Raw genomic sequence first — 20,012 nt, 5'->3', positions numbered from 1 at the left:
GCCTGCCTGCCAACCATCGATCAAACTCCTGCTCTTGTGACAGAAGTTAAACAAAATGAAGCTTACTTTGGTTCCAGGTGACTAGCAGAGTGTTTCGCATGGGATCCCATCCTTGTCGCGATCGAGTTTTCCGCCCCATGAGCAGTTTTGCAGGTACCAATTGGCTTCGTCGCAGGAACCGATCTGCTTGCACGTTCTCCGCGGCTCGCAAGAATAGCCGCTCTGCGCGACCAGCTTACGGCTGATGATGCCCAGCGGGCGACTCGACGGCGCCGTGCCGTCGGCGTGCGCAGCGCGCCATTCCCAGGGTGCCTGAAACGTCCCGGCCCACAGGCCGATCTTTGAGGCTTGGGCTTGCGCCTGCTGCCCCGCATAGGTGCCCTGGCTGTAGCGAGGCCAATCCAGCGCCTGGCCGTGCTCGACCATCCAGGCGGCTACGCCCGCGCCGTCAGCGCGCCGACAATCGCCGACAAAGCGGTGGTAGCGGTCCCACGTCACGAATGTGCATTCGAGCGGCCTCGACGCGGCCAGGAAAGTGTCCAGCGCTTCGGCCGATCGCCGGCCGCAAGGATACTCGGCGCCATTCGCATCGCGGCACAGCTGCCGGCTCTCTGGCGCGTCGATGCCGTTGAAGCGGACGCGCTGGCCGTGGATTTCGATCGTATCGCCGTCAATGACGGAAGCGACACCGGTAAGCGAGGCGGGCGCCGCCCTTCGTGGGCTGGCATTTGATGCATCGTCGCTACGTTGTGCGCCCGACGGCGCCAGGAAGGCGGCCACTGCCGCTGCTGCCGTAAGACCGAGCATTGCCGGCACGCTCGCAAGTTGGCGCCGCCACAGCTTGGCACCGGTGGGTCTCTGCCACCGACTGGATCGAAATTTGCGGTATGGCCTGCTCATCCGCTACGCCGACCAGCCCGGCCATGCGCTGTCGACCATGGGCAGGCCGGCGCAATAGTAATCGTCAAGGAACCGACCGGTGGACCGGTCGCGGCAGCGCCAGATAACGCTGTAGTTCTGGCCATAGAATTGGTCCCACGCGACGCCATAGGTTTGTGGTGGCGGTGGCCGGTAATACGTTCCGCCTCCATAGCCGTTGTTGGCAGCGACACCCACAGCTGCGCCGCCGACAGCCGCGATCGCTATGCCTGTCGCGACAGCATTGTCGGTTTGCACAAGCCTGGTGCACTTCTCTGCTGTTGCGCCCCTGCGCACTAGAAGGGACGCTACCCGAGTACGATACTGTTCGTCCGTGCTGCTGGCGAGAACGTGACATAGCGTAACGGTATTCATTGCCGTGAGATCGCTGTCCGACACGACAGTGCTCGTAGAGCAGCCGCTGACGCACAGGGCTGCACTTGCGATGAGTGCTCCAATTTTCATGTGAATCCCCCCAAACAAATATTGGGGCGAGTCCGACCTAGAAGTCCAGAGTTTTGTTTTTCACTTTGCTACGATTCACAGCATGCTGCGGCTAGCTGGCATCCACTGCAACCAACCCTTCCGCCGGTCGTTGACTGGATGCTGAGTTGATCTCAGCCACTCCAGAACTTGCCCGCTGGCTCAAAACCGGCGGGCTTTTTTCCGCGACGCCGGAAGGCTCTATCTCGCCGCATATTGTGGTACATCGGCACGCCGTCATCGGGCCGTGCGTTGACCAAGGTGGTCCCTCCGCCATGCTCGGCCGGCGCAGCCTTGACCGTCCGCGCGGGCCATCCCAATCAAGCCCGCTGGCTTCGGTCGGCGGCTTTTTATTTGATCCCCGGTGCCGTCGGCTTGGATCTAGATCCTCGCCAGTGCCGGATTTGAAGGTAAGCTGCGGCGGTATGATCGCACTTCGCGCGGGACGGACCATTGGTGTGCAGCAAGAGCGCCGAGTTCATTCGGCCAAGATTCTGCACTAGGCCGAGGTAGGTGAAGGCAGATAGCTATCCGGTAATCGCTGAGATATTGGAGATAATGTTCGGCCATGGAGGTGTGTACCAATATTATAAGTTTCCAAACTTCATGTACGAACGCCGTGGACGAGCTGCTGTGGGCGCTTGCCGTAAATCGCTTCCGCGAGTTCACAGTCAGAGGTTGGCTAGGACCCTAACGGGAGAGCTTCAACGGCCGCCTTCGCGATGAACTCCTCAACGAGACGCGGTTCACGTCCCTGGCCCAGGCCCGCGCGAGGCTCAATGTATGGCGCGCCGATTACAACGGCGCGCGTCCGCACTCGCACATCGGATGGCAGACACCCAACGAATTTGCATCGACCTTCAACCCGCGACGGTCGCTCGCGCTGCGCAACGTGAAACGCTCCGCGCCAGCACCCGTCGCGTCCACCGCCCATCAGGGCAAATCCACCCCCGGAAACGAACTCACGACTGGATAAAATTTGGGGGAAACGTCAGGGCGGCCATAACTTTGCAGTCTTCAGACGCGAGGCGGCGTACAACAGCGCTGCCCACCATGCTTGTGGCCCGCGACCCCACGGCTTTTCCCTTCATATCGTACACTATGCTTCCTTCATTATTACCGATGTCTGCATGACCTTGAGGTCTTCCCGCACCATTTCCGCGGCAAGCTCGCGCACGGATGTTTCATGCACCCAGCCGAGCTTCTCCTTCGCCTTGGTGGCGTCGCCCAGGAGAAGATCGACTTCCGTGGGGCGGAAGTAGCGTGGGTCTACCTGGACTAGGCATCTGCCGGTCTCGACATCATAGCCCTTTTCGCCGACTCCCTCACCACGCCATTCGAGCTCGACGCCGACATCTTCGAAAACCCATTCGACGAATTGGCGGACAGGGGTCGTCTTGCCCGTCGCCAGCACGTAATCATCCGGTTGGTCCTGCTGCATCATCATCCACATACCACGCACGTACTCACGCGCATGGCCCCAATCGCGTTGAGCATCGAGATTGCCGAGATAAAGCTTGTCCTGCTTGCCGAGGTAGATAGCAGCGGCGGCGCGGGTGATCTTGCGCGTTACAAAAGTTTCGCCCCGCAGTGGGCTTTCATGATTAAAGAGAATGCCGTTGGAAGCGTGGATACCATAGCCCTCGCGATAGTTGACCACGATCCAGTATGCGTAGAGCTTGGCGGCGGCGTAAGGGCTGCGCGGATAAAAGGGCGTTGTTTCGTTCTGCGGTACGGATTGCACGAGGCCGTAGAGCTCTGAAGTCGAGGCCTGATAGAAGCGGGTCTTGTCCTTCAGACCGAGGAGGCGGATCGCCTCAAGAAGTCGCAATGTTCCGATACCGTCGGCGTTTGCTGTGTATTCCGGCGTTTCGAACGACACCTGGACATGGCTCTGAGCGGCCAAGTTGTAAATCTCGTCTGGCTGGGATTCCTGAACTACTCGGATGAGATTAGTCGCATCAGTGAGGTCACCGTAATGCAAAATTAGGCGCGGATCGGGATCGTGCGGGTCTTGGTAGATGTCTTCGATGCGACCCGTGTTGAAGGAAGAGGAACGTCGCTTAATCCCATGAACGATGTAGCCTTTTTCCAGCAGAAGACGGGTAAGATAGGCACCATCCTGTCCCGTTATGCCCGTAACCAGAGCAACTTTCCTGTTCTCGCCCATTTTCTTCCTGCTCTATTATAGTTGAAGTTTCGAATCTGGGCTCGCCACACCGCCAGCAAACTGCGGCCCGCCCCATACCCTATGGTAGGATTTCGACAGATGCGGTGCGGAGCTCGTCATTGACAGTGTCAGCCAGCGAGCACACCTGCTCCTGCTTCGAGGCATAGCAAACAGAGTCTCGCCGCTAACCTGCCTAAGTCGCAGATGCGGGCTGCTTTGCGCTAACCAGGTAATCTTTGCCTGCTTCAGCGTCTTCTAATGGAAATTGTTTTGATCAGTGAAATCGATTGTTTGGATGAGGTGCATCCATAAAATGGATTGTTTGACAGGGCAGCGCGGCACCATCGGCGGCACAACCGTGGGTGATCGCTCCGCGCGAAGACAAAGTTCGTGTCAGTGGGCGGCTTCGGGCGAACCGCACATCTGAGACGGCGGCGAAAAGCGCGGGTAGGGCATTACGCATTGACCTCCATGAATTTCGGGCGGCGAGCCGGAAAACGGTCGCTGGGCTTCAACGATGGGGGACGAAGCGACCATCAACCTGTGTTTCATACTGTAGGCGATTCGCAGTGCGGCGGATTTGAACGGCTTCCTTTGCCAGCCCTCGCCATCGCATCCGGCGAAGGTCGTAGCTTCGTTTCCAGGTACCGAAGATCTTCTCGATCCGACTACAAATTCTGTGGATCGGTTGGTTCCAGGCGTCGAGCTTTCGGCCTCGTCGCGCCCCCACATAGCGGTTGCGATGATGCGCGGCCTTCCACCCTTGGCGCGCACCGCGTCGCCGAGATGATTGCCTCGGTAGGCGCTGTCGGCAAACCCTTCGCCGGGATTGTCGGGCAGAGCATCAGGAACGGCGTTGCCGTCCTCGGTGTGGGCGCCGTGACGGCGACCTCCTCGACAAGGGCCGTATCGGCGTAGGCACCGAAATGGGCTTTGAAGCAATGAAACGCTGGTCGGCCCTTGTGCTTGACCCTCGCCCTCTTCATCGTCTTCGTTGGCCGAGGCGATGATCGCCGCATCGACAAGCGTGCCGATCTTCACCTGGATCGCTGCTCTGGCGGGTGATCTCGGCGAACAACAGGGTCATGAACCTCAAGGGCCTTTCGAAAACGGACGAAAGCGGGTTCGCACAGGCGTCGGCTCCGACACCCAGAACCAGCAGAACCGTCGGAACGATCCTCCACATGGTTGCAGACGCCAAAATTCCTCTCTCGGCCGTCGTCGCACAGCATCGCGTGCCAGTCGCTCAGTCCTGCCGGATCGAAAGCTATCCGGCAGGAGTTGCGCCATGTTGGCGCACTTGAAAGCGTCAGAGGGCCCCGTGTCGCATCTTTCGATGGGACCGGAGGCCATGATGGCCATAAATGACGTGGATGGCCTGCGCCTGACATTCGACGGCTGGCGGGTCCTGCACATCCGTCCTTCAGGAAACGCCCCGCAAATGCCATGTTACGTTGAGGCAGTCAAGAATTGGACTTGAAAAAGGGACTTTGTGGACTGCCTCGACCGGCTGTTTCGCTTAGCAAGGCGCGGCCCCACGTTAGCAGAGCCTCATCGTCAAGGAACGCCTTAGTATCCAACACATGGATGGGCCACATCCACGCAATCAATTTTACACATGTCGCCGGGCGCATTAGAGAACGCTGAATTTAAACCGGAAGCGAGTGTACCGGCGTCAAGATTTGCGAGCGTCACAGAGATAAGGATAGGCAGTGCTAAGGGAGCTCTCTGCCCCACGGCGCAGCCTCTACCAAATCGCCCGGCGTAACGGTCGACTAGTATCGATTAAGAGATCCCAAGTCAGATGCAACCTCGTCTCTGAAACGAGATTTCCGAAAATGCAGGTCAGTGGACTGGTAAAGCGCCGGTTCGTCGTCTCTCAGAGGCGTACGGGGTTCGGTGATTGTCTGTGGTCGCTGGCGGCCGCTTGGCGCTACGCTCAGCGGTCGGGACGAACGCTAGCCGTCGACTGGCGCGGGTCCTGCTATCTCGACCAACCCTTCACAAATGCCTTTCCGGTGTTCTTCCAACCGATCAATGACATCGCTGGCGTACCGGCTATTTGCGACGACCGGATCAACGACTTTTCCTTCCCGGGTCCATTCTTCCCGGAGTGGTGGAATAGGCCAGCGATCGACTGCCTTTACCGCCCAGATGAGCAGATTTTCCAAGAGCGCGACGAGTTGGGCGAGCTCTTTCAGGCCGAACACGATGTCGAAGCGAACACAGTAGTGTGTGACGCTTGTTTGATGTGGCGCTGCGATGAGGATGCCGAGCGGCAGGTCTTCCAGAGTGTCAAGCCTCGGTCTGAAATTCAAACACGCATAGATGCCATTTACCAAGAATGTTTTGAGGGGCACAGCATCATCGGGGTTCATGTTCGACATGGTAACGGTGAAGACATCATGGACCATGCGCCCTACTGGGCCGATCCGGAGTTCGCCGTTCGACAAGTGTGCACTGCGGTTGATAAGGCTAAAGCGTTACCGCACCCCAAGCCTGTGCGGCTGTTCTTGTGCACGGACAGCGCGCAGATCCTGGATCACCTGTCGGCCAGGTTTCCCGATCTTCTCACCGTCCCCAAGCGTTTCCGATCCGATCAAGATGGCCCCTTGCACACTGCAGCACTCGGGATTGACGGCGGAATTTCCGCCCTCGTTGAGATGTATCTTCTCGGGCGCTGCGATACCGTAATTCGGTTTCCTCCGACGAGCGCCTTTACACGATATGCACGCCTTTTCGTACCGCGGGTAATTGAGTTCAATCTGAAGGACCCAAGTCGTTTGATTTTGATAGAAGGCAGCCAAAGAATCTCTCATCTTGGTTAGGACCCGCTACCTGGACAATTCGGCAGATGCAACGAACAGGCATAGAGACATCGACCGCAGTCCACGAGAGGCGGGCCATGGCATACGCTAAATGTCCCGCAGCTGCTCAGCTTGATCCGCAGGCTCGAGGATCCGGACACACTGCAGCAGTTCTTGGCTCCATTCGGGACTGTTGCCGACGTCGATGAAAACCGACGGCCTTAGGGCACGAATACAGAATGACGAGATCATTCATCTGCGGCCGTCCGGCAACGCGCCAGAACTTCGCTGTTACTCGGAGCGCCGCAAGACCATCCCAGAGCGACGGCGGTCGTGACGCTGACGCTAAGGGCGCGGGCAATGACGTCCAGAGACGAAATCGAGGTTGTTTAATGAAAGTGGTTCCAGTCATCATCAGCGGTGGAGCCGGATCGCGGCTATGGCCCGCTTCGAGGCAATCGCACCCCAAACCTTTCCTCAAAGTAGCAGATGGACATTCTCTCATTCAGCACACTGTGCTGCGCGCCGCTTCGATAGAGGGCGTAGTGGAACTCGTCGGTGTGATATCCGGGGAACACCTCTTCGTTACGAAGGACGACTTTGACGAACTGGATTCCGTGGTCCTGCCACGCACCTTTCTGCTCGAGCCTGAAGGCCGCGATACGGCCGCCGCCGTGGCGGCAGCCGCCATCCATGCCCGGGCAACACAAGGCACTGACGCAATTCTATGCGTCTTTCCGGCCGATCACATGGTTGGAAACCTGCCTGCATTTTTAGACGTCATGGGCCGGGCCATCGAACATGCGAAGCTCGGGCGGATCGCCACATTGGGCATCACCCCAACCAGACCGGACACGGCATTCGGCTATATCGAAGCGGATGGTGAGAAAGTCGTCCGTTTCGTTGAAAAACCGGATCTGGACACAGCCAAAGCCTATGTCGCGTCCAAGCGCTTCTTCTGGAATGCCGGCATTTTCTGCTTTAGCGCAGAAACCATGCTCGACGAGATGGCATCGCATTGCCCCGCGGTGATCCAGGCCGTCTCCGACAGCTACGAGAACGGCCGGTTCAGTCAAGGCGAAGGCTTTGCCAAAATCGAACTCGCGCCTGAGCATTTCGGCTCCGCGCCGCGAATCTCGCTCGACCACGCTGTCATGGAGAAGACGAATAAACTTGCCGTGGTTCCCTGCGACATGGGTTGGAACGACATTGGATCCTGGAACGCAATGGCCGATTTGATCGCCCCGGACGAAAGCGGGAACAGGATCCGCGGCGATGTTCACATGGTCGACACGACCGGCAGCTACGTGAGCTCCGACAAGCGCGTCATCGGAACGGTCGGCGTCAGCGATCTGGTGATCGTGGATTCCCCGGATGCTTTGCTCGTCGCATCCCGCGACCGCGTTCAGGACGTCAAGAAGCTGTTCGAGGGCCTCAAGGCTTCCGGACATGAAGCTCATCTGGTCCCTAGCACCGTACACCGGCCGTGGGGTACCTATACGGTTCTGGAGGAAGGCGAGCGCTTCAAAATCAAACGCATCGAGGTGAAGCCCGGTAGACGTTTGAGCCTGCAAATGCACTACCATCGCTCCGAGCACTGGGTGGTGGTCAGCGGGTCTGCGAAAATAGTCAACGGCGACCGGGAGCTGTTCCTGGCGACCAACGAGTCGACCTACATCCCTTGCGGCCATAAGCATCGGCTGGAAAACCCTGGCAGAATCGACCTTGTGATCATTGAAGTGCAGAGCGGCGACTATCTCGGCGAGGCTGATATCGTGCGCTTCGACGACGTTTATGGTCGGACGTGAATTTCACCTGCGCATGACGAGAACGGTCACGTGTCGCTGGCTAATTGCCACTAGGAAGGCCGAGCGCTCATTCAGGAACGACGCTTAATGTCCGAGGCAGATTGGCAGCGGGTGCAACGGGAGGCGGTGACGCTAACTTGGCAGAACTAGTCTTGGTCTAGGATGAAACTGCAATGCCAATCGCCAATTCGAACGTCTCGAAATTGTGCATCATTCCTGTTCAGGCCCCGAAACTCTTGAGCTATGCGGATGTCACTTGTTCGTCGCGAATGAACGCAATCGGCATCAGAAGGTGGGACAAATTAACCGGAAAACATTGGAAAGCATAGTAACGCAACACAGTCCCACTGTCGAATAAGCCTTTGATATTTCTGACTTTCCAAGCACCCTCCGGGCCCACCAAAATGTTTGATTTCATTTCGAAAAAGTGGCCTCGGCCCAAAACGTTTTGGGCCCATTATGGGCCCAACAAAAAAGGGCGGCCGATAAGCCGCCCTGCACCGGTCCGATTGAAACCATTCATTTGATGACGCGCAGCGGCATCCGTTGCTTCATGGCGTCGCGTTTCGCCTCCCGCTCGTTGATCGCGCGGGCGATATCGACGGCCATCCGCTTCTTGTTCGCCTCCCGTACGTACGCGTCCGTCACCGTCATCGAGGAATGTCCCATGGCTTCCATAATGGCGCGTGCCTGGATGTTGCATTCGGCGAGATACGTGCCGAAGGTACGCCGGAGCCCATGCAGGGTGTAGCCCTCCGGAATGCCGGCCTGCCTGTTCCAGTGCGCCATCATGCCGGTGAGGCTTTTTTCCGCAAACGGACGCCCATAGGCGTTCCTCAATACCGGTCCACCTTTCGAACGGTCTAGCGGCTCCAGAGCCTGCGCCAGCTTGTCCACGATGGGGATAAACACTTCCCTGCCGCCGTGGCGGTTTCGGTTCTTTTTCTGCCGAAACTCGAAGGCCTCGATCAAAACCAGCGAGCCATCGAACAGTTCGATTTCCTCGCTGACCAGATCTTCCCATTCCAGTGCGGCGATGTCGCCGCGTCTATTCCCGAGCCAGAAGCCGAGGGCGTAGCAGGTGCGCGCCGCCGAGCCGACTGCATGGCGCGACTCGAACTTTTCACGAATGGCCATCGGCCACCCAGGATTGGCCGTCGATTTGGGAATGCGAACGCGAATTGACAGCGAAGGATCGTCCTGCGGCTTGATCCACTTCTCAACGTCAAGCGCCACCCAAAGGAGCTTTTTGATCGCTACCAGCAGATGCTTTGCGACTGTCCGTCTGGTGCCAAACACGCCTTCGATAATCGCACGCAGACGGTCGGCATCGAGATGCTCGACCGGCGTGTCGCGCCAGGTGAGCGGATAGGCGGGATCGACCTTCATCTCAAGGAAGCGTTCAATAAGCCGAGCATTCTTGTGCTGGGTGGCTTGGTCGAAGTCCAGCCATTCCATCGTCGATTCAAGCCGGCGGGCAGCATGACCGAAAGTCTTCGGCAACGCCCGTCCAGGCAAGTCGATGATGACGCCCTTTTGACCTTGGCCTTGAGTTGCCCGTTCATAGGCGGCCTCGAATTCTGGATCACCTGGCCGGCCTGGAAGCCGAATTTCGGGTATTCCCTTGCCGCGGTAACGATAGACGAGCTTACCGCTTTTTAGGCGCGACGAGACTCCGGGATATTTGTCATCCTTGAATGGCCGGCCCATTAAGCCCTCCTTCCAGCCTTCTGCTGTTCCAAGCGCCGGGGCACCTCGATCGTCGCCGGAGGCGAAGGGCTTTTGCTCTCCATAGCGATCCGAAGGAGCAACGGGTAGGGGAAACCTCGACCTTGCTCTATGCCCTCGTATGTGCGCTTCGGGATGCCCAACAATTTCGCTGCGCTTTCTGCCGTGAATCCTTCTCTTGCCCGCCAAGCTTTCACATCTCGCGAGAGCTCGTCTTTATCATTGACGTCAACCCGTTTGCTCACATGGAAATCATACTACGTCGACAGCGTATACGCAATCTGCGTAATCATTTACGCCTAGCACTTTTTCCGCTTCGTTCCAAAAGCACCCGGAGACCACTCTCTTTGTCAGGCAAAGACGAAAAGGAGATATCGAGGGTGACACGATCCCAGATAGTGCGACTGTTGACGAGCTTAGGCTTCGGCATGCGGCCATCGCCGACCATCTCGTCAAATAGCGTCGGTCCAACGCCAACGTAGCGCGCTGCTTCCTCGCGAGAGAGACCACGTGGAGGATAAGAAATCGCGTCAGCCTTCACAGCCGTCAACCCGAAAAGTACAACCGGCAGTGGGGTGAAGTCTGGCGAGTCGGTTACGCTGGTCACACCGTTCGTCCGCGGATCCACCAAGCCAGACATCCCGCGCCGCGCCAATTTGGAATGCGACCTTTTCTTACGAATGCACATCGCTGTTAGGAAGATGTCCCCCACGTAGGGTTTGGAAAACGGCGGCAATGGCGTGCAAATCGGAACGGTTGACGTCAGAATGCTTGCCCACCGCTCGCGAACGAGGCTTCGCTCAGGCGCATCGACCGCTGATCTTCGTTTTGGGATTGCATTCGCCATTGTCGCTTAGCCAGCGACGAGCAGTTGGCTATCTTGCATAGCATACGGACCGCCGTGGGCGGGGACAGTCGGTCCCGCGTCCCGTCCTGCGGCCGGCGCCATGCTGACGCTCCTACGGCTGTCCTGTTCACCGCCCGCGACGGGGGCGAATTTCCTCCGTCCTACGCGCGACAATATCCGCTGTTGCGGACGCGCGCAGAACTGCGGTTTATACGCCGTTTTTCCGTTGAGCGCCGGCAGTCGCCGGCGCCGACCGTATCGTCCTGTCAGCAACCGTCTCCGTCAGTGTCACCAGTTACCGAAGCAATCGCTTCGGAGTTGACCGCCTAGAGCGGCTTTCCGGCGCGTACCATGGCACGCGCAATAGCGAGTTCGACTTCAGTCTTGGCATTCTCTTTCTGCGTCATGTTGTCGGCTGCAATGAGTCGCTTTAGCGCCCGCAGTGTCTCACCCCGGGTCCAGCCTACCTCCAACATGCTATCAATGACTGCCTGAAAGCCGGGCTCCATGGCCTCCTGACAGTCTAGCGCGCGGTCTGCGTAATCATGGTCGTCCAGGTGCCTGGGCGGATTTATCATTCTTCACTCCATGTCCGGCACGTCGCCGTTGGTGAACAGCACTGTCGGCGGTCCATAGTCGCCAAGCGCCGCGTTGGCGTCGCGACTCCATGCTATGACACCGACGTGGTTTGAAGCCAGCGCCTTTGCTGTACGGATCGCGCGGTCCTCGCTCTGCTGGTCGGTCTGGCCGTATGCTGTGAACAGTTCGCCATCCTCGCCGCGGTCGAACGCCACGACAAGGATCAGCTTCGGCTTTTTCTGATCTGACACATCGTCGGACACTCAGTGCGTCCTGCCGGAGCGGAGATGCATCTCGATCTTATTGATTACCTTGGTGAGGACATCGACCGCCTGGAGATTAACGGCGAAGTCGAATTACCTTCCGCCGTTTCGAATATCAGAACGCCGACCTTGGTCTCGTCGTCGCTCATCATGCCCATTCCAATGCCCGTCGGCATATAAGGTGGTTTTTCTGACATGGTCTCTCTCCTCAGATGCGGTGTGGCCTCGTCAGCAATTCGGCCATCTGGCCGTGCGACCCGAAGGGGGCCGAGCAGATAGATAGACGATGGCAACCCGTGTTATCCCGTTCAGCACTCTTCGAAATGCATCGACTGGCCGCGCATCATTGCTAGGGTCAGTGCGATTGCAGGATTTGCGGGCGGCTTCTCCATCAGCAAGGAACCATCGAAATCGCGCCACGCCGCCATGCGCAATTCACCGTCATCGGCGGCGGCAGGGTCGAAAACGTGGGCATCATAGGGATCCAGGTCAATCTCAATCGTCCAGTCCTTAAGCGCCTTGCGAGCCATTTCCCCAACCTGGGCGAGATCGCTGGTGAAGAAGGGGATACGGTCGCCATCTTCCGAAAGCGGCTCAACCCGATCCAGCGTCGGTCGCTCAGGCACCCAACCAAGAACGAAGGCAATATCGAAATCGATCTGGCGGTCCGGCCCGGTCGTGGTCTCCAACCGGGTGACAACATCAGGATAGAGCTGCTTGCGCGCCGGCCACGTGTCCGGAAGCGCCTCAGCTTGCAATCTCGTTTGGGGAACGTCGATCAGTTCCACGATCTGATGGCGCGGAACTCTGTCTTCCGGCCAGCCCGCACAACATGCCGCCGTCGCAGCCTCGTCGGCTTCCATCCAAACCGAAGCAGCCTGGTCCTCATCCTCGGTTGGCTTGTCGTCTTCCGGAAAGCCTTTGGAATTTCTTCCGCAGCGCCACCCCGCCATACCATTGACTCTTTATTAGGAAGAGAACAAATGAGGAACATTCGTCAGCATTTCGCGTTCAGGAAACAAATGAGTGCATCGACGCCAATCGCTGCCATTTCCGATCTCCGGGATCGCATTGCGCATCTCGAAGGCGGGAACACGCGCGCGCGTGCGGTGCTCCCGTTCGGTGTCGCGGCCATCGACAACCATCTGCCCGGGGGCGGCGTGGCGCTTGGTGCTCTCCATGAGGTTGCCGGCGGCGGCAATGGTGCCATCGATGGCGCTGCTGAATCGCTTTTTGCTGCAGGAATTGCGGCCAGGGCGCAGGGCAAGGTGCTGTGGTGTGTGACGCGTCAAGATCTCTTCGCGCCGGCAATCGCCGAGGTCGGACTTCACCCGGACCGCGTGATCTACGTCGAAGCCGGTGACGATAAATCCCTGCTCGCCTGCTTCGAGGAAGGTTTGAGGCATGTCGGGCTTGGGGCTGTGGTTGCCGAGGTTGCCCGGCCGTCGATGACGGGCTCGCGCCGCTTGCAGCTTGCAGCTGAAGGCTCGGGCGCCATGGGGATCGCCATCCGTCGCTGGCGCCGCCAGACTGAAGCTGCCGATTTCGGGCAGCCGACGGCTTCGGTCAGCCGCTGGCGAGTTTCTGTCTTGCCATCGAGGCCGCTCCCCGTGCCGGGTTGGCCGGGCGCGATGGCAACTTGAACTGATCAGGTCTCGTGGAGGGGAAACGCTGGATATCGAAGTGGAGGCTTGTAATGCAAAGGGTCGTCTCGCTCTTCCCTCCAAGCTGGTCGACAGATCGGCTCAGAAGGAAATTGGGCGACGTCTCGCCGCCACCGGATAGGCCCTTGGTGCTGGTCGGGCGGCAAGGCAATCGTCGCCTCGTGACCGCAGTCGATCGCGCGGCAGTGGAAGCGGGCTTGCGCGTCGGAATGCCGGCTACGAAAGCGCAGGCCCTCGTGCAGGGGCTGGCGGTCATGGATGCCGCACCCCAAGCCGACGCGGAGGCATTGGAGCGGCTAGCGCTATGGGCATTGCGGCGCTACGCGCCAATCGTCGCGACAGATCCTCCGGATGGATTGGTCTTGGAGACCACGGGCGCCGACCACCTTCATGGCGGTGAACAATTGATGCTGACCGATATGGTCGAACGCCTCGGCCGTGTCGGCTTCTCGGCGCGGGCCGCGATAGCCGATAGCTGGGGTGCCGCTCACGCTATTGCGCGCTACGTCAAGCAGACCGTCAGGGTGGTCGCCGTCAATTCAACCTACGATGCGATCCTTCCTCTGCCCATCGCGGCACTGCGTTTGCCCGATGCAATCGTCAGCGGTCTGCGGGTTTTGGGGTTCGACCGGGTAGGCGAGCTTCTGAAGCAGCCGCGCGCGCCACTGACGCTGCGCTTCGGGCCGGAACTCGGCCGCCGCCTTGACCAGGTTGCCGGGCGCCTTGCCGAACCGATTGAGCCCGTACGGGCAGCCGATGTGGTCGAGGTCAAGCGTGGCTTTGGCGAGCCCATCGGTGCGGCCGAGACGATCGCCCGCTATGTTGGCAAGCTTGTTCAGGCGCTATGTGCCGAACTGGAGACCAAGGGGCTCGGCGCGCGGCGGCTCGACCTGCTGCTCTACCGCCTCGACAACCGCGTCGAGGCCATTCGCGTCAGCACGGCCTTGCCGGTCCGCGATGTGAAGAGACTGACGCGTTTGTTATGCGACAAGATCGAGACGGTCGATCCGGGCTTCGGCATCGAGTTGATGCGGCTGTCCGCGCCCTTGGCTGAACCATTGACACCTAAGCAGACTATCTCGTCACTCATCGAGCAACGGGACGCCAACATCTCGGATCTGATCGACATACTCGGCAATCGTGTCGGCGAGGAGAAGCTCTACCGGTTTGCACCAGTTGCCAGCGACGCGCCGGAGCGATCGTTGCGGCGTGTGGCTCCGGCCTCGGTGGAAACCGGCGAGGCATGGCCGGACCATTGGCCGCGCCCGGCCCGTTTGTTTGCCGTGCCGGAACCGATCGAGGCCATTGCGCTGCTGCCGGATCATCCGCCAGCCAGCTTTACCTGGAGAGGCATCCGTCGAAGGATCAAGCGCGCCGATGGCCCTGAGCGAGTTTTCGGCGAGTGGTGGAAGCGCGACGCCGAGCTTGCCGCCGTGCGCGACTACTTCCAGGTCGAGGATGAAGCCGGCGAGCGGTTCTGGATCTATCGCGCCGGCGACGGCGAGGATGAAGCGACCGGCTCGCATCGCTGGTTCCTACACGGCATCTTCGGATGACTGCACGTTACGTCGAACTGCAATGCACCTCCCATTTTTCCTTTTTGCGCGGCGCCAGCTCCTGCGAGGAATTGTTTGCGCAGGCCGCCATCATGGACATGCCCGCACTTGCCATCTGTGATCGCAACAGCCTGGCCGGCATTGTCCGCGCGCATGAAGCGGCGAAGGCAACAGGTGTCAGGCTGATCGTCGGGTGTCGGCTGGATCTAGCTGAAAAAGTCTCCATCCTGGTTTATCCAACCGACCGCGCATCCTACTCCCGGCTTTGCCGGTTGCTGTCGCTGGGCAAGAAGCGTGGCGGCAAGGCCAAATGCGTGCTGCATTGGCCAGACCTTGTCGCGTATGGCGAAGGCCTTGTTGCCGTGTTCATTCCCGATCAAGCTGACGATACATGCTCGCTCTGGCTGCGGCGACTGTGCGAGGCATTTGATGATCGGGCCACTCTGGCGTTGACGTTGCGCCGCCGTCCCAATGACGCTTTGCGGCTGCACGATCTATCCAACCTTGCCGGACAGGCCGGCGTGCCGACAGTCGTCACCAACGATGTGCTGTTCCACGAGCCGTCACATCGCATCCTCCAGGATGTCGTCACCTGCATCCGCCACAATGTCACCATTGACGATGCAGGGTTTCGGCGAGAGCGACATGCCGACCGTTACCTGAAACCGCCTGAGGAAATGGCCCGGCTTTTTGGTCGCTACCCCGAGGCGCTCACTCGGACGCTTGAAATCGCCGAGCGCTGCCGGTTTTCACTGGATGAACTTGCTTACCAATATCCCGAGGAGCGCATGCTGCCGGAGCTGACGCCGCAGCAGGCGCTGGAGAAGCTGCCCTGGGAAGGCGCAACGGAGCGCTTCCCCGAGGGGGTGCCCGACAAGGTTATCGCCACGCTCAAGCATGAATTGCAGCTCATTGAGAAGCTGCAATACGCGCCGTATTTTCTAACGGTGAATTCGATCGTTCGCTTTGCCCCCAGCCAGGACATTCTGTGCCAGGGCAGGGGGTCGGCTGCCAACAGCGCCGTCTGCTAGCATCACCTCGATCGATCCCGACCGCAATGATCTACTGTTCGAACGCTTCGTCTCGGAGGAGCGCCGCGAACCTCCCGACATCGATGTCGACTTCGAACATGAGCGGCGAGAAATCGTCATGCAATGGGTGTTCGACACCTACGGCCGTGAGCACGCAGCACTTTGCTCGACCGTCATCCGTTATCGCTCGAAGGGCGCCTTGCGCGATGTCGGCAAGGCTCTGGGTCTGCCCGAAGACCTCATCAAGATGCTGTCGTCACAGGTCTGGGGCTGGTCGGACGAAGGCGTCCAACCCAGGCATGCCGAGGAGCTGAACCTCAATCTCGGCGACCGCCGCCTTCGTCTTGCGCTGGATCTGGCCAGGCAATTGATCGGAGCGCCGCGCCACCTGTCGCAGCATCCCGGCGGTTTCGTGCTGACTCGTGACAGGCTGGACGATCTGGTGCCGATCGAGCCGGCGGCGATGAAGGATCGTCGTTCACTCTGGCTAATATAAGCTTTGTACCTAGTATTGACTAGGTGCGTAAAATTGTAAGTACCGGCGGCGGCCGCCTCGGGTTCATTCCGCCGATGGAGCCCAAACTGGTTTCAAAGCCACCGGAGGATAAACACTGGATTCACGAGATCAAGCTCGACGGCTACCGCACCCAGATCGTCATCAACAGTCCCGACGATATCCGCGCCTTTACCAAGAGCGGCGCGGACTGGACGAACAAATATACCGGCCTCGTTAAAGCCGCGCGCGAGCTCGAGGTCAAAAACGCGATCTTCGAGGGCGAGGCGGTGGTCACCAACAACGCCGGGCTGCCCGACTTCGACGCGCTGCAGAAGGCCGTGCACAGCGATCCCTACGCGATGATCCTCGGCGCCTTCGACATTCTGCATTTGAACGGCCACGATCTGCGCGACATCGGCTGCAAGGCGCGCAGGGAAATGCTCTTCGGCATCATCAAGCCGAACAGCCGCATCCAGTTCAGCGAGGCTCTTACCCGGTGATGCGAAGTCGATTTTCTATCTCGCCGACCACGGGGCTAGAGGGGATCGTCTCCAAGCGCGCCGACAGCGTGTATCGAAGCGGCCCGACCATCGACTGGCTGAAGACCACGAGTTTCGTCATCAGCGAATATGAGCTGATGGGCCTCGAGAACGAGCCGGGTAAGGCCGGACATGGCCCTTTTGGCGCAGCCTGGCACCGGGCAATATGTCGGGACAGCCTTTATCTCGCTCAGCCGTGACATGAAGAAGCGGTTCTGGCAGCGCGTCCAGGATCATGCCGCCCACAAGCCCGAGGCTATTAGGAAACGCCTGCGACCAAGTGGGTGAAGCCGGGAGAGGTGAAGCTCCGCGTCAAGCACCTCCGCGGCGAGCACAAATATATACGCCATGCCTCGCTGCTGGGTTTCGACGATAAGAGCTAGGCCTATCTTTCCTAGCCCGCTGGCAGAAATCTGTCCGAAAGCGTACAATAGCAGATCGTCAGCAACAAAACATGGCCGCTGACGCTTAGGAGCGACCATCGCGCTCTTGGCCCAATACGAGGCATGTGGTGTGATGTCAGAAGAAAAAGGGCGCCCCGCCCTGAAACCCGAAATAGTAAGCGATCTTGCGCGGGAGTCAGGGGCCGCCGAACAACAAATACGCGAGATAGCGTCGCTGGTCGGCTTCGATCGCAGCTCGATCTTGCGGGAAGCTCGTCTCCTCAAAAACAAATAACCTCAGTGGGCTTCATTCGCGAGTGAGCCGCTCGGTCGAGCCACGCTGCCTCACGGTGGCGGGCTATTTACCTTGCAGGTCGCTAGTCAGAACTCTAATGCGGCCGGTCTCGTCCAACTGCCCTGCATCGTACTTTTTAGATGCCATTTCACGGACGGCATCCAAGCCGAAGTCTTCGATCGCTTCGGTCGATGTCACGACGAGGACGCGCTCTGTTCCATCAAAGGCTTCAAGCACCAACTCGAACCGCTCAGTGGTTCCCTCTTCGCCAGTAAAAACCAGGCCCATATGCCTTTCTCCCTTCCGATTAAGGTCTCGCCACTGAAAACAGCGGGAGAACAGCGAAGGCTGCCGACCCTTTTGAGCCTTTTGAGTGTTCGCTGTGGGGCCTTGTATGAAAAAATCTCGCTACCGGATTTCGCGAGGAACGGCCGGAATTATCGAGATAGCCGTTCGACGGTTTCAATGATGGCCTTGGCAAGGGCCCTGATGGCCGAACGCGGCACAGGGCGCTATGTCGGGAAGCGCGTCCAGGAACACGTAGTCCTTGCGCCGAAGGGCATGAAGCGGCCGGCGACGCAATGGGTGAAGCCAGGGCTGATCGGCCGCGTGAAGCACTTGCGCGGCGAGGAAGATCTGGGGCATGCCTCTTTGCAAGACTTCAGGGAAGAGAAGGGCTCGTGGGGCCATGTATTCCTCCCTGTACTTAGCCAAGATTTTAGGCAGGGATTGTTGCGGTCTTCAAGGCTTCGTACGATACCGAACAGTCGCGTTTCGGACCGGCTAAGCTGGCCCAAGCACCTCGTCGAATGGCATTACGAGGACCACTCTGCCGCTCTCGTCGGTGACCTCGAAACTGCAGTCGAACCAGCTGCGGATCGTGTACATGCGTGTGCGGAAGACGAGGTCCCGCGCATTGGCAAGCGCATGGGCGCGTAGAGCCTCATCGTCTGGCAGTTCGTCGCCTTCGGCGTCAGGTATCATCCGACCGCGATAGCGAACATTCAGGAAGTAGCGCAAGGCCGCCACTCATCTCTCTCGCTTGATCGGGAATTGGAACACGTTGGAGTATTCCTTCTCGGCGAAGCCGTAGGACTGGCCAGCAATCTGTTCCAGCTTCTCGCGATCCCGAAGCGTGATGTTTCCACGCGTGGCTCTGATCGCGCCGACGCTCTCCAGCATCTGCACCGCAATCGTGACGCCGGGCCGACGCGAACCCAACATGATGCTCATGAACTCATGCGTGAGGGGCATGTCATCCTGCTCCAGCCGGTCATGCGTCATGAGCAGCCATCGCGCCAGCCGCTCCTCAATGGAGTAGCCGGCATTGGCATAGGCCGTCTGGCTGACTTGAACGATAAAGGTATGCACGAAGCGCAGAAGGAGCGCGCGCAACGCGGGGCTCTGGTCCATCGCAGCGTGTAGGTCTCCGGCTCCAATGCGGAATGCTTCGCCCGCAGCCTGAACCATGCAGGAGTGCGGCGTGCGGTCCACGCCCAGCACCAAAGCTGTACCCACCAAACCCTCCGATCCCACCATGCCGACCTCAAACCGTCCTTCCCCGGTGTCGGCGACGATTGATGCAATCCCATATTCTGGGAAGGTCACATGCGCGATTGTTTGATCGGCTCTGAACAGATGTTCTCGCAACTCAAATGTGACCGCCTCAAGATGCGGCTGCACCAGTGCAAAGTCGTCAGGCGACAAAGACGTCAGCAGACGATTGCGAATTATTGATTGCTGGAGCTGAGCCATGCTCGTCGCCTCCCTATCGGGGCAAGAGCACGCGCATCTCTCAGTCGCTTGCGCCCTGATGTCAGCAAGCGATGGCCAAATATCCTCCTAATCCCTGTCTCTAGCAATGATATCTGGCGCTAAGTCCGCATGAGTACGAATCCGTACACAAGTTTCAGTCTGGATCGACCGGTTCGACCGTTGATGGTTTCGGCGTCTGCTGGAACTTAAAGCTTTGGTCCAGCTTATGGCGATATGAGCACACGCGGGATAAACTTCCTCGACAAATGGATGCAGAACACCTGCCGGATACCATCGGCACAGAAGTCATCTGGGTGAGCGAACTGACCCAGAAACTGTTTGCCGACGCAATGAGAGAGCTGAAAAAGTGGATGCCCTCAAACGAACATATCGTCTGCAGTTCATCCTCAAAGCCGAGGAACTCGCTGTCCTGGACGCTTGGCGGTCTGAGAACAGACTGCCGAATCGTGCTGAGGCAGTACGGGCGTTGCTTCAACGCGGGCTCATAGCAAAGGATTATGCAGAGCCAAGCGCACGTTCGGGCGATTTCAGAATTCTCAAGCGCCCCGACGACTAGAGCGCCGGACGCTCAGATTGAATCAAGAGGGATTGAACGAAGCCGCTGACGCGGCATTTGGTGCACCGGTTTGCGGATGACGCTTCTGTTTTGAAGGATTGCTGCTGTTGAAG

General features: G+C 59.0%; 18 protein-coding genes and 3 pseudogenes. 8 read left to right on the top strand and 13 right to left on the bottom strand.

What is annotated here, in order from left to right; translation table 11 throughout:
* Window positions 1-81 precede the first annotated feature (81 nt).
* Window positions 82-780 (bottom strand): thermonuclease family protein, encoded by a 699-nt coding sequence (locus NKJ35_RS30055; RefSeq protein ID WP_352651230.1) that lies wholly within the window; start codon window positions 778-780, stop codon window positions 82-84.
* Between the two features lie 123 nt (window positions 781-903).
* The gene (locus NKJ35_RS30050) at window positions 904-1,176 is read right to left on the bottom strand and encodes a hypothetical protein (RefSeq protein ID WP_023680062.1); all 273 of its coding nucleotides are present in this window, start codon (window positions 1,174-1,176) and stop codon (window positions 904-906) included.
* Between the two features lie 922 nt (window positions 1,177-2,098).
* On the opposite strand from NKJ35_RS30050, the pseudogene NKJ35_RS30045 reads away from it, so the two are divergent.
* Window positions 2,099-2,377 (top strand): annotated as a pseudogene (locus tag NKJ35_RS30045) (integrase core domain-containing protein); the annotation flags it as partial.
* Between the two features lie 123 nt (window positions 2,378-2,500).
* Here the strand turns inward: NKJ35_RS30045 and gmd are convergent.
* Both gmd and NKJ35_RS30035 read right to left on the bottom strand, forming a co-directional pair.
* Complete coding sequence (gene gmd / locus NKJ35_RS30040) at window positions 2,501-3,571, bottom strand: GDP-mannose 4,6-dehydratase (protein WP_352651229.1); 1,071 nt, start codon at window positions 3,569-3,571, stop codon at window positions 2,501-2,503.
* Window positions 3,572-3,964: 393 nt separating this feature from the next.
* Window positions 3,965-4,612: a hypothetical protein gene (locus NKJ35_RS30035; protein ID WP_352651227.1), complete on the bottom strand. Its 648-nt coding sequence runs from the start codon at window positions 4,610-4,612 to the stop codon at window positions 3,965-3,967.
* Window positions 4,613-5,409: 797 nt separating this feature from the next.
* Here NKJ35_RS30035 and NKJ35_RS30030 point away from each other — a divergent pair.
* Window positions 5,410-6,399: a nodulation protein NodZ gene (locus NKJ35_RS30030; RefSeq protein ID WP_352651226.1), complete on the top strand. Its 990-nt coding sequence runs from the start codon at window positions 5,410-5,412 to the stop codon at window positions 6,397-6,399.
* A gap of 371 nt (window positions 6,400-6,770) precedes the next feature.
* Window positions 6,771-8,186 (top strand): mannose-1-phosphate guanylyltransferase/mannose-6-phosphate isomerase, encoded by a 1,416-nt coding sequence (locus NKJ35_RS30025; RefSeq protein WP_352651225.1) that lies wholly within the window; start codon window positions 6,771-6,773, stop codon window positions 8,184-8,186.
* A 519-nt stretch (window positions 8,187-8,705) separates the two neighbouring features.
* Here the strand turns inward: NKJ35_RS30025 and NKJ35_RS30020 are convergent.
* The 5 genes from NKJ35_RS30020 to NKJ35_RS30000 all read right to left on the bottom strand — a co-directional run bounded on the left by NKJ35_RS30020 (window position 8,706) and on the right by NKJ35_RS30000 (window position 11,603).
* Window positions 8,706-9,896 carry a tyrosine-type recombinase/integrase gene (locus tag NKJ35_RS30020; RefSeq protein WP_352651223.1) on the bottom strand — a complete coding sequence of 397 codons (1,191 nt, stop codon included), beginning with the start codon at window positions 9,894-9,896 and terminating at the stop codon, window positions 8,706-8,708.
* Entirely contained in the window at window positions 9,896-10,111 is a 216-nt protein-coding gene (locus NKJ35_RS30015; RefSeq protein ID WP_352651234.1) for a helix-turn-helix domain-containing protein, read from the bottom strand. The genes NKJ35_RS30020 and NKJ35_RS30015 overlap by 1 nt, the downstream gene beginning before the upstream one ends.
* Window positions 10,112-10,203: 92 nt before the next feature.
* Window positions 10,204-10,455 carry a hypothetical protein gene (locus NKJ35_RS30010; RefSeq protein ID WP_352651232.1) on the bottom strand — a complete coding sequence of 84 codons (252 nt, stop codon included), beginning with the start codon at window positions 10,453-10,455 and terminating at the stop codon, window positions 10,204-10,206.
* A 632-nt stretch (window positions 10,456-11,087) separates the two neighbouring features.
* Complete coding sequence (locus NKJ35_RS30005) at window positions 11,088-11,339, bottom strand: hypothetical protein (RefSeq protein WP_352651221.1); 252 nt, start codon at window positions 11,337-11,339, stop codon at window positions 11,088-11,090.
* Window positions 11,340-11,342: 3 nt separating this feature from the next.
* Window positions 11,343-11,603 (bottom strand): hypothetical protein, encoded by a 261-nt coding sequence (locus tag NKJ35_RS30000; RefSeq protein ID WP_352651219.1) that lies wholly within the window; start codon window positions 11,601-11,603, stop codon window positions 11,343-11,345.
* A gap of 24 nt (window positions 11,604-11,627) precedes the next feature.
* On the opposite strand from NKJ35_RS30000, the gene NKJ35_RS29995 reads away from it, so the two are divergent.
* The gene (locus NKJ35_RS29995) at window positions 11,628-11,783 is read left to right on the top strand and encodes a hypothetical protein (RefSeq protein WP_352651218.1); all 156 of its coding nucleotides are present in this window, start codon (window positions 11,628-11,630) and stop codon (window positions 11,781-11,783) included.
* A 128-nt stretch (window positions 11,784-11,911) separates the two neighbouring features.
* On the opposite strand, the gene NKJ35_RS29990 is transcribed toward NKJ35_RS29995, so the two are convergent.
* Complete coding sequence (locus NKJ35_RS29990; protein WP_352651216.1) at window positions 11,912-12,391, bottom strand: hypothetical protein; 480 nt, start codon at window positions 12,389-12,391, stop codon at window positions 11,912-11,914.
* 234 nt (window positions 12,392-12,625) lie between these two features.
* On the opposite strand from NKJ35_RS29990, the pseudogene NKJ35_RS29985 reads away from it, so the two are divergent.
* From NKJ35_RS29985 to NKJ35_RS29970, 4 genes and pseudogenes are all read left to right on the top strand, one after another.
* Window positions 12,626-13,388: pseudogene (locus tag NKJ35_RS29985) on the top strand (ImuA family protein).
* Window positions 13,300-14,823, top strand: coding sequence for a DUF6504 family protein (locus NKJ35_RS29980; RefSeq protein WP_352651214.1), 1,524 nt, complete (start codon window positions 13,300-13,302; stop codon window positions 14,821-14,823). Before NKJ35_RS29985 ends, NKJ35_RS29980 begins: the two are co-directional and overlap by 89 nt.
* Window positions 14,820-16,332: pseudogene (locus tag NKJ35_RS29975) on the top strand (PHP domain-containing protein); the annotation flags it as partial. The gene NKJ35_RS29980 and the pseudogene NKJ35_RS29975, both read left to right, overlap by 4 nt.
* A 92-nt stretch (window positions 16,333-16,424) precedes the next feature.
* On the top strand, window positions 16,425-16,850 hold the full coding sequence (locus NKJ35_RS29970; RefSeq protein ID WP_352651213.1) for an ATP-dependent DNA ligase: 426 nt from the start codon (window positions 16,425-16,427) through the stop codon (window positions 16,848-16,850).
* A 780-nt stretch (window positions 16,851-17,630) separates the two neighbouring features.
* Here the strand turns inward: NKJ35_RS29970 and NKJ35_RS29965 are convergent.
* The 3 genes from NKJ35_RS29965 to NKJ35_RS29955 all read right to left on the bottom strand — a co-directional run bounded on the left by NKJ35_RS29965 (window position 17,631) and on the right by NKJ35_RS29955 (window position 19,322).
* Window positions 17,631-17,855: a hypothetical protein gene (locus NKJ35_RS29965; protein WP_352651211.1), complete on the bottom strand. Its 225-nt coding sequence runs from the start codon at window positions 17,853-17,855 to the stop codon at window positions 17,631-17,633.
* A gap of 495 nt (window positions 17,856-18,350) precedes the next feature.
* Window positions 18,351-18,596 (bottom strand): DUF6894 family protein, encoded by a 246-nt coding sequence (locus NKJ35_RS29960; RefSeq protein WP_352595852.1) that lies wholly within the window; start codon window positions 18,594-18,596, stop codon window positions 18,351-18,353.
* Window positions 18,597-19,322 carry a Crp/Fnr family transcriptional regulator gene (locus NKJ35_RS29955; protein WP_352595849.1) on the bottom strand — a complete coding sequence of 242 codons (726 nt, stop codon included), beginning with the start codon at window positions 19,320-19,322 and terminating at the stop codon, window positions 18,597-18,599.
* Window positions 19,323-20,012: the final 690 nt, after the last annotated feature.

The organism is Mesorhizobium sp. M0136, from assembly GCF_040322515.1.
Lineage (GTDB): Bacteria > Pseudomonadota > Alphaproteobacteria > Rhizobiales > Rhizobiaceae > Mesorhizobium.
Note: the sequence above shows the minus strand (reverse complement) of the source record. Positions and strands in the feature narration are given on the sequence as shown.

Excerpts from the sequence above, each read along its gene's own strand:
- gmd (WP_352651229.1), bottom strand. The coding sequence starts at position 3,571 with ATGGGCGAGAACAGGAAAGTTGCTCTGGTTACGGGCATAACGGGACAG.
- NKJ35_RS30030 (WP_352651226.1), top strand. The coding sequence starts at position 5,410 with ATGCAGGTCAGTGGACTGGTAAAGCGCCGGTTCGTCGTCTCTCAGAGG.
- NKJ35_RS30025 (WP_352651225.1), top strand. The coding sequence starts at position 6,771 with ATGAAAGTGGTTCCAGTCATCATCAGCGGTGGAGCCGGATCGCGGCTA.
- NKJ35_RS30020 (WP_352651223.1), bottom strand. The coding sequence starts at position 9,896 with ATGGGCCGGCCATTCAAGGATGACAAATATCCCGGAGTCTCGTCGCGC.
- NKJ35_RS30005 (WP_352651221.1), bottom strand. The coding sequence starts at position 11,339 with ATGATAAATCCGCCCAGGCACCTGGACGACCATGATTACGCAGACCGC.
- NKJ35_RS29995 (WP_352651218.1), top strand. The coding sequence starts at position 11,628 with ATGCATCTCGATCTTATTGATTACCTTGGTGAGGACATCGACCGCCTG.
- NKJ35_RS29980 (WP_352651214.1), top strand. The coding sequence starts at position 13,300 with ATGCAAAGGGTCGTCTCGCTCTTCCCTCCAAGCTGGTCGACAGATCGG.
- NKJ35_RS29970 (WP_352651213.1), top strand. The coding sequence starts at position 16,425 with ATGGAGCCCAAACTGGTTTCAAAGCCACCGGAGGATAAACACTGGATT.
- NKJ35_RS29965 (WP_352651211.1), bottom strand. The coding sequence starts at position 17,855 with ATGGGCCTGGTTTTTACTGGCGAAGAGGGAACCACTGAGCGGTTCGAG.
- NKJ35_RS29955 (WP_352595849.1), bottom strand. The coding sequence starts at position 19,322 with ATGGCTCAGCTCCAGCAATCAATAATTCGCAATCGTCTGCTGACGTCT.